This is a genomic window from Raoultibacter phocaeensis (assembly GCF_901411515.1).
In the GTDB taxonomy this organism is placed as follows: Bacteria; Actinomycetota; Coriobacteriia; order Coriobacteriales; family Eggerthellaceae; genus Raoultibacter; species Raoultibacter phocaeensis.
This window is the reverse complement of record NZ_CABDUX010000002.1, coordinates 1,886,724-1,895,533: the sequence shown is the minus strand read 5'-3', so window position 1 is coordinate 1,895,533 and position 8,810 is coordinate 1,886,724. Positions and strand designations below refer to the sequence as shown.

Genomic DNA, 8,810 nt, shown 5'->3' with positions numbered 1-8,810 from the left:
ACCGTCGTGAGGTGCTGTACTCAAATGCCATAAGCGGAACATACGAGACGACCAGAAGGAACTATCCTTCAACTCCGTTTCCCTTCGGAGAGTACTGGAATATGTCAACAGTGGTCTAACACAGCCAAAAATCTGTTGCAAGAAGCTGGTTTTCTTGCCCGGGCGTTGCTCCAGCTGTAAGCAGATCCTGAATCCGAATCTTTACATAAGCGCACGATAGGTCTCATATGCACGTTAAGCCATGCTTGCCAGCAAGTGATCTATGTATGTGATTCGACGTTTTGGGGGTCCCTGTCGGCATCGTTGCCGTCCGATGGTTCGACGTGATCGGGCGGCGCGCAAGGATTTTGGCCTTTTGCCTTCGGGATGGTTGCGAAAAGCTCTTTGCGCAGAGCGTGTCTTCTGGTGAGGATATTGTAAGGCTGCTTTCGAACGTGCTTACCCGTATGCCGGATCAGCAGATTGGCGATCTTTTCAAATTCTCGTGCATCGAACAACTGCTTCTTAGTGATCGTTACAACGGTGTATCCTGCGGCAATTAGGCTGGTGCGACGTTTCGAGTCTGCGGAGATTCGGTCGGGATCCGTATGGCACATATCGCTTTCGTATTCCACTACAAGACGGTGCGCGCGCCAGAGGATGTCGCAGCGATAAAATGTGTTGTTCGGAAAGGGCCTACCCCCTACGCTTGCTTCGATGCGGCCGTTTAGCTCGCCGCGTGCGACCCCATGTCCTCCGAGAGAGCAGGGCAGAAAAAACAAAACTGCTTGGATGGATTCCATAGGTGAAGCCGATCCGTCGACAAGAAACCTCAATGCCCTTCGGGCTTTTTTGGTACCGTACATAACTCCCGCCTTCTCGACGAAGCGCTGCAGCTTCGAAACTGACGTGAGGGGTTCTCGATCCCGAAACCCTCGAGGATCGGTTTCGTCAAGCGCATATGTTCCGCATAATTCCATGCCCAGCAGCACTAATCGGGAAACGGTGTATTCAGATGCTTTTTGGAGAAACAGAAAGTCAACGGAACTCACATACGCGGTATCCGTTAGTTTGACGAAGGAGCCTCGGGGGATTGATGCGCCGACGCAGTGGCATACTACATGATCGAACCGTACGCGGCTGGCATTGTCGGCGATAACGAGATGCACAGGTTTTTCAGAAATGCCGAGGCTGGCGAAATCGATCGATCTGAATTCGCTTCGGTTCATGCGTGAGCTTGGTGTAGGGAGCGCGCGAGTGGGCTGCGGTCGGGCTGGGGCAAGCGGCGACCGCCAAAACTCAAGAGCCGAATCGTATCCGATGAAATACTTCATACATAGAGCGTAGCATAAGCACCTTGCACCGATATCACGTGAACCTTACCGCTTTTACGTGCGAATGCGAACGGTTCTCTGCAAAGTCTACGTAGCCTGTGGGCGGAGTTGCTTTCGATCCCCAAAACCAAACACTCACCACCCTGCGTGCTTCGCGCGGTTTTTTGACATTTCCCCATATCACACGTAAATGCAACCGTCGGTTGCGTAAAATGATTACCAGACTTGCTGGTGCAACCGCTGCCGCAACGATAGTGTTGGACGTGTCGACGAAAGAGAAAAGCAACATGGCCCGAACATCACGGAAGGAATCATTCATGAACGTCGAGATCGCCCAACGCCTCGCAGAGTTGAGACGCGATAAGGGCTACAGCCAAGAGGAGCTTGCCGAAAAGCTCGGACTGTCCCGTCAAGCGGTATCGAAGTGGGAGCGCGCGGAATCGTCTCCCGACACCGGAAACCTGGTCGCGCTCGCGAAACTGTACGGCGTGACACTCGACGAGCTGCTTCGCTTCGACGAAGACCTCGAAGACGATATTCGCTACGAAGCTCAAGACCGCACCGTCTCGGCCGAGGCAAAAGCGCAAGCAGCCGCCGAGAAGGCGAGCGTTGCCGCAGCGCAAGCGGCTGCAGCAGCCGCGCACGTTCAAGCTGTCCAGAGCGCAGCAGCAGCCCAAGCGCACCAAGCGCCCGCCCCATCGGGTACTACCCAAGCGCACCAAGCACCCGCTGCATCGGGAGCTGTCCAGGGGCCCGCCACACCGGGGACTGGCCAAGCATCCGCATTCCCGCCGCCCACGGGCGAGCCGTATCCGTACTACACCATGCCCGCACAGCCTCCCATACCCGGTGCCGTCGGCAAGACGTACGGCTCCGGTACCGTCGGCCAGCCTCCCGCGCCCGGCGTTGCGCCACAGCCGAATCCAGCGCAGTATCCCGTTGGCAGCAAAGAATGGGAGGACGCGTACGTCGAGCGCGAGATGCGCAGCGCTACAGGTGAGATCAACGCCGGCAGCAAAGGTTCGTGGTCGAGCTTCCCGTATCCGATTTTGTGCGTGATCGTGTTTCTGCTTGCAGGGTTTTTCTGGGGCATCTGGCATCCGGCGTGGATCGTGTTCCTCACCATCCCCCTTTACTATTACATTGCCCACGTCATCGACAACGACCCGAACAACAGAAGGTAGGAAACCATGGCTCGTTTGACAGGGGCGTCCTACGCCAAAATCACCGTTGCGATCCTGCTTGCCGTGGCGCTGTTCGCCATCGCAGGATTCGGAGCGAGCTGCTCGACATGGCAGCTGAGACTAGGGAGCGATACTATGATCGGAAGCGCAACCGTCGCCGCAGGCGACGTTAAGAACATCGAAGTCGATTGGGCGGCGGGGTCGGTTCAGATGCACGTGGTCGCCTCGAGCACAGATGAGATCGAGCTTATCGAAACGGGCGAGGGCCTTACGAAGGGCCGCGAGATGCGTTGGAAGGTGTCGGGCGATACGCTGCACATCGACTACGGCGGATGGTTCTCGTGCTTTTTCTGGGGCAGTAAGAGCTTGGAAATCAGGGTTCCCGAAAAATACGCCGCAAGTTTGGGCGTGGTGGACATCGATGGAGCGTCGGGGTACTACAACGTGGATGGCATCGGTTGCGATAAGCTCGACGTCGACCTTGCTTCAGGCGAACTCGAGGCAAACGGGTTCACGGCGCGCGAGCTTGCCATCGACGTCGCGAGCGGCAAATCGTTCGCGAACGGCACCGTCACCGAGACGCTCAAGGCCCATGCGGCGTCGGGCCGCATCGAAGTGATAAGCAGTGCATGCCCGCGCACCATCGACGCCGACATGGCAAGCGGAACCATCGCCGTGTCGATTCCCGAAAACGACGGATTCACGGCCTACGTTGATAAAGCGTCGGGTTCGTTCGAAAGCCAGTTCGAAACGTCTCAGCAAGGCGGTGGCACCTACGTGCACAAAAACGGCGGAGCCACGTTTGACATCGATATGGCGTCGGGCAGGTTCATCCTGAGCAAAACGCAGTAGGTTCGTGCGGTCGGTCCGACTGCGATCCCGAACTCCGGTCAGCCGATCCCTGAACCTTGAACAGCCAGCGCAACCCGCGCGGACGTGTCAGAATCCCCTATGCAGCAGCGCCCGCCGAAACGCATTCGGCGGGCGCCTTCATACGACGGCCCCCGAGCCTACGTCAGGTCGATGGCTACGCCATCGTCGGGCTTCCAGGAAATCGAATCCCAGGTGAGCGTCGAGATGAACGCCTTGGTCGTCTCGATCGATATCGCGTAGTGATCCCCGAAGAAACGCAGCTCGGAAACCAATCCGTCCTGCGCGGCGAGCAAAGCCGTCGCGTAATCGCTTGCCGCCGAGCCGTTCGTGAGCAGCACGGGCGAGCGATCGCGTCCTTGGAGGGCGCCCCCGGTGAGCGAGTCGGCGTGCACATCGCCGCGGGCGATGGCGGGCTTCTCCCAGCACAGGCGCTCGAAGTCAGAGCGATCGTTCGAGGTCGTCCACTCCGCTACGAGCGAAGAGGTGTGGTAGCGGTCGACGCCGCCGAGGCGAATCACCTGCGCATCGGTCAATCCTGCTGCAGCTTTCGCTTCCTCGAGCGCCGAATCGGCCACCGCGTACTGGTCGCCGAGCACGATCACGCGGTTGAACCCGCCGGAGGCAAGCGCTGCTTTCGTCTCTGCGGTGAGGCTTGCCGATCCGTTTTCGGTCAGGAAGATCGGGCTTGTCGTAATAGCAGACCACGACGAGATGGTAAGCGAATCGGGGAAATCGTCAGAACGTGCGATGATGGCTGTCGAATAGCGGTCCGAACCGATTTCGTCGTTGATGAGCTCGGCGGTATGCTGGCGATCGACACCGCCGATGCGCTGTACGTCGGCAACCGAGGGAAGCGCCCGCACCGCGGCTTCTACTTCGTTCGAAACGGCGTATTGGTCTCCGATGATGATGACCGTGCCCGCCGAAAGATCGTCGTTGATGGCCGTGCTCGCCTCCTTGGTAAGCCAGTCGGTGGGCGTGAGTACGATGGGCGCGTTTCCGAGGTGCCCGGAAAGCGAGGATGCGGTGAGCGCATCGGGGAAGTGGTAATCGTCGCCCGAGGCAAGGATCACCGTGTTCTCGGTCGTGCGCTCGTAGGTCGAAACCTGCTTCGAGGTTGCGTAGCGGTGCTCGCCGTACAGGCGCGCAACCGAAAGTTCGAACGGATCCGGCGCATCGCCGTAGCGCGCGTACAGGTGCACCTCGCCGTCCTCGAGATCGTCGGTCTCCACCACAATGCTGTCACCGGGGGCGTAGAGCGTCTCGCCGTCGACGGTGTGCTCGGTCAGCGCCCAGCCGACAAGCACCTGGCCTTCGGGCGCCGACGATTCGGCCCCGAGCGCCCCAAGGCTTTTTGCGGGCGTTTCGGTGAGCATGCCGAAGGGGCCGTCGGGATCCGCTACCTGTGTGGAGCTATCGGGATGGTATACCAGGTCGGCTCGATCCTCCCAGATTGGAACAAGGTAGTGGTAGCTTCCGCGGATGACATAGGTGCTCTCGTCCACGATGGCGCTCTCGTCGAAGCCCTGCGCCTTGAGCAACGCATCGTTCACGCCGTACGAGATGACGTACGGGTCGTCGCCGTACCCCTCGAACGTCACCGGAACGCCGCCTGACGTAAGCTGACCGATGGGGAACCACCAACCGAGCAGGCGCTTGCCGTCTTCGTGCGAAACCGAGATGCTGCGGCTATCGAACGCATCCGATATCGTCTGCGTGCCCACGTTGAAAGAGCGCTGCGCATCGGTGCCGCGATCGCTCCATACGGCACCGGTGCCCGTAGTCAAAAAGTAGGTGGTGAACGGGTAGGGGGCGATATCGTAGTTGTTCATGCAGTTCGAAGGCGCCACCCTGGCGTTTGCCGCCTGCGCAGTCAAACCGGTCTCGTCCGCGACGTTCGCCTTGTAGTGGTTTGCGAGGTCGGAGAAGGCGAGCCCCGAATCAAGGCACGATTGCGGGTTGTCGACGTCCCAGTTGAGTTGACCGGTCGAAGCGAAATTATCCTCGAAGTACCCGCCGTTCAGCGTGAACCAGGTATGGGGATTGCAGTTCACCGCCCCGCCTGAGCCCGCGGTTGCGCTGTTGCCGATGAACCTCACGTTCGCGAAATCGAATCCTTGGCCGTAAACCGCGCCGTCGTCTGTGGCCGTGTTGTTCGTGAAGGCGCATCCCGAGATGGTTGAGAAATTGGATTGCGTGGTGTGGCTGAGGTAAAGCGCCCCGCCGACCTTGAGCCACGCGCTCGGATTGGTTCCTGCTGTATTTCCCGTAAACGTGCAGTCGGTGATGGTGTGGCCACCGTTCTGGGCGTGAACCGCGCCACCTCCGCCACCCGACGAGTTGCCGGTAAACGTGCATGAAACGAGGGCATACGTGCTCGATCCTTGCGCGTTCGAGATGGCGCCGCCTTCGCCGGCAGCCGAGCAGTCTTCAAAGGTGACGCCAGTCAAGATGTGCGAGCCGCCCGAAAGAAGGGCGAACCCGCCGTTGCCACCCGAGCGTGCGCCCGTAACCGTTCCGCCGTTCATCGTGAGGCCGCCGCCGTAGCTGTTGCCTCCGCCCGACGACGTGTAGAATCCGCCGTTGCTCGTGGCAGACACGTCCTTGATGGTGCAGTCAGTGAGAACGACCTTGCAGCCGTAGTTGACGAGTCCGCCGCCCGTTCCTATGCCGTGGACTCCCGTCATGGTGACGTTGTTCCAGGCGAGCGTCGTGTACAAGCCGTCAACATGCATGCCGCCGCCCGGCAGCCGCACGTCGAGCGCCGTGGCGGGATCGATGCCGACGTTATGACCTTCGAGCACGAGATCCTTAAGCGTGATGGTTCGCGAGGCGGACGGGCGATCCTCGGCGTTGATGTGGAGCCCCGTGTAGCCGGGCGCGAGCTTGAGGCTGTAGCCGTTGCCGTCGATCGTGATCGAAGAGAGCGAGTAGGGTATGAAAAGCGGCACGTCGGTAGCCGGCGACCATATTTGGGAGGAATGATCGTACGTCATGCCGTTGCCGTCGATCACGATGTCCTGGGAAAGCTCGATGGTGGTTCCGCTTGAGGCGGAGATGAGCGCCTGTTGCAGCTCCGCTTGCGTGGTGGGCGAGGAAAGCGGGGCATAGGCCGTCGCGTCGCCAGGGAAAGCAGGTCCGTTGCCTGCGTTGTGAGAGAGCGAATCGGGGGAAGCGAGGGGGTCCTCGGAAGGGGGATATTGTTCCGCCTGATTGTGAGAAGCGTCGCTTTCCTCATCGGTAACGATGCCGATTTCAAGGGGCCCAGAAGCGGGGGAAGCCGCTTCTTCGGCATACGCGGATGCAAGGGGTGTCCCCAAGAACATGCACGCTAAAGCGCAAGCCATGAAAAAGGCGAAGAGGTTTCGAACTGTTCGAACCATGTCGCTGACCGTCCTTTCTCAAAGTTCTGTACGTATATATGAAAGATCTTACCTAAGTTGGCAGAGTATAGCAGTATACAGAATTATATGTAAGATGTTTTCTAAAAAATGATATGCAGACGGTGGCGAATAGACCCTCAAAGCGCTATGGTAGCGCTATCGCGCAGCCTCCACAAGGCAGCACTGCGATTTGCCCGCCCGTTTCGCGCGGTAGAGAGCCTCATCGCTTTGCCTGATCAGGTCGTCGATCGAAAGCATGCCCGAACGGTCGACGGCGATGCCGATCGAGCCGCTCGTTTTAAGGGGGAAATCGTCTGCAGAAAACCGCTCGCCGATCGCCTCGATGCAGTCGAATGCGCGTTCTCTGAGTACTTCGTCTGCGGGGGGATCGAATATCGCGACGATGAACTCGTCGCCGCCCATGCGGACGACGATGTTGTCGGGGTACGTGCCGGTGAGCACGCGCCCGGCCTCGATGAGCACCTCGTCTCCCACCTGATGGCCAAAGCGGTCGTTGATGCCCTTGAAATCGTCAAGGTCGAGGTAGGCGATCGCGACGGGATCGCCCTCATGGGCCGCAAGCTGGTCGTACAGAAAACGCCGGTTGCACAAATCGGTGAGGTAGTCGGTATTTGCGCTTCTGAGAACGCGCTCCTCAAGCTCGCGCTCTTTGGTCACGTCGCGGTAGATGCGCAGCTGTCCGGTTTCGTTTTCGAATACGTCGACGATCGTGCGTTGGTTCACCTCGAACGTCTTCATGGTACCGTCGATTTCCGCCGAGAAGAAGGTCGAATCGGAAAAGTCGTGCGAATCGACCACGGCGTCTCCGAGTACGAGCCTTCTCCAGGTATCGAAGGCGCCGCCGATAACCTGCTCGCGTTTGACCGCGAAGTACTCTTCGGCTTTCTCGTTGATATTAAGGATCGTCTCGTCGATGTCGAGCACGACGATCGCGTACGGCACCGAGTCGATGAATATCTCGAGCTCGGTTTCGATGTTGCCGAGATCGGTCACGTCGTGGGCGATGCCTACGGTTCCCATCACCGATCCGTCGTAGTCGAAGAGCGGCGATTTGTACGTCTTGAACTGGCGCATGCCGTTCTTTGTCTTGACTTGCTCGTCGAACAAGCACGTTGCGCGCGCCGCCATCGTTTCTTCTTCCGATTCAAGGCAGACGTACTCGCCTTGCGAATACTCCTCGGGGCTGATGTCCCAGATGTAATAGTGCCCGCGCCCCTCCACCTGCTCTTTGGTCTTCTCGACGGTTCTGCAGAAGGCGTCGTTCACTTTGAGGTGGGATCCGCGGGCGTCTTTGAACCAGACGAGTTCGGGAATCGAATCGATGGCCGTGTCGAGGTACTGCCGAGAAAGTGCCAGGTCGGCGCTTGTCTTCTCGTGCTCGATGAGCTTGGCGAACCTGAAGGCGACCAGTTCGGGAGGCATGGGTGAAAGCCAGATGTCATCGGCGTTTTTGGCATGCGATGAAAACAGCTCCGCTACTCGATGCGCCTCAACGCGGAAGACCGTACGCGCGGCGTTCTTTTTCGGGGGAAGCGTGATGTCCGTAAGCGACAGTCCGACGCAGTCGATGAGAGCGATATCGCAGGCAACGAACGCGTCGGCGTCGAACGTCTTATACGCGTTCAGATCGAACGAGAAGTGCTCGGGACACGCAACCGACCGGATGGCCTTTTCGGTTTCGCAGTCGGTGCCGAACAGCGCGATGTGGAGGGTACGGTGGTACATGGCGCTTCCTTTCGCCGTGCAGTCGGAGCGCGAAACGCTCTTGTCTGTATTGTGCGCCAACAACTGCGCGTGGGGAAGGAAGAATTACAAGTATTTCAGTAAGAATTACGAATGAAGGTGAGAATTCCCACTCAGGAGCCAAGGCGGATGTCGCTTTCCTCGGGCCCCGCCGCACTACAGGGCACACGGTCGAGCGGCGGGCAACCGGTTGGAGGCGCTCCATCTGCTCGGCGTGTGCTTTTGTTGCCAGGTACGCCAGATTCGTTCCCAAGGAGAAAGCCGTGCACGCGTCCTGCGGCACCAAAATGTCA

At 59.0% G+C, this 8,810-nt stretch carries 5 protein-coding genes; 2 read left to right on the top strand and 3 right to left on the bottom strand.

What is annotated here, in order from left to right; all coding sequences use genetic code 11:
• Positions 1 to 260 precede the first annotated feature (260 nt).
• Entirely contained in the window at positions 261 to 1,208 is a 948-nt protein-coding gene (locus FJE54_RS15895) for a putative endonuclease domain-containing protein (protein ID WP_139653752.1), read from the bottom strand.
• A gap of 422 nt (positions 1,209 to 1,630) precedes the next feature.
• Between FJE54_RS15895 and FJE54_RS15890 the strand changes: the two genes are divergently transcribed.
• Both FJE54_RS15890 and FJE54_RS15885 read left to right on the top strand, forming a co-directional pair.
• Complete coding sequence (locus FJE54_RS15890; RefSeq protein WP_139653751.1) at positions 1,631 to 2,497, top strand: helix-turn-helix domain-containing protein; 867 nt, start codon at positions 1,631 to 1,633, stop codon at positions 2,495 to 2,497.
• 6 nt (positions 2,498 to 2,503) lie between these two features.
• On the top strand, positions 2,504 to 3,349 hold the full coding sequence (locus FJE54_RS15885; RefSeq protein WP_139653750.1) for a DUF4097 family beta strand repeat-containing protein: 846 nt from the start codon (positions 2,504 to 2,506) through the stop codon (positions 3,347 to 3,349).
• A gap of 158 nt (positions 3,350 to 3,507) precedes the next feature.
• On the opposite strand, the gene FJE54_RS15880 is transcribed toward FJE54_RS15885, so the two are convergent.
• Positions 3,508 to 6,753 (bottom strand): cell wall-binding repeat-containing protein, encoded by a 3,246-nt coding sequence (locus FJE54_RS15880; RefSeq protein WP_139653749.1) that lies wholly within the window; start codon positions 6,751 to 6,753, stop codon positions 3,508 to 3,510.
• Positions 6,754 to 6,909: 156 nt separating this feature from the next.
• On the bottom strand, positions 6,910 to 8,499 hold the full coding sequence (locus tag FJE54_RS15875; RefSeq protein ID WP_139653748.1) for a diguanylate cyclase domain-containing protein: 1,590 nt from the start codon (positions 8,497 to 8,499) through the stop codon (positions 6,910 to 6,912).
• Positions 8,500 to 8,810: the final 311 nt, after the last annotated feature.

What these genes read in the sequence shown, in the direction of transcription:
- FJE54_RS15895 (WP_139653752.1), bottom strand. Translation starts at nt 1,208, where the DNA reads ATGAACCGAAGCGAATTCAGATCGATCGATTTCGCCAGCCTCGGCATT.
- FJE54_RS15890 (WP_139653751.1), top strand. Translation starts at nt 1,631, where the DNA reads ATGAACGTCGAGATCGCCCAACGCCTCGCAGAGTTGAGACGCGATAAG.
- FJE54_RS15885 (WP_139653750.1), top strand. Translation starts at nt 2,504, where the DNA reads ATGGCTCGTTTGACAGGGGCGTCCTACGCCAAAATCACCGTTGCGATC.
- FJE54_RS15880 (WP_139653749.1), bottom strand. Translation starts at nt 6,753, where the DNA reads ATGGTTCGAACAGTTCGAAACCTCTTCGCCTTTTTCATGGCTTGCGCT.
- FJE54_RS15875 (WP_139653748.1), bottom strand. Translation starts at nt 8,499, where the DNA reads ATGTACCACCGTACCCTCCACATCGCGCTGTTCGGCACCGACTGCGAA.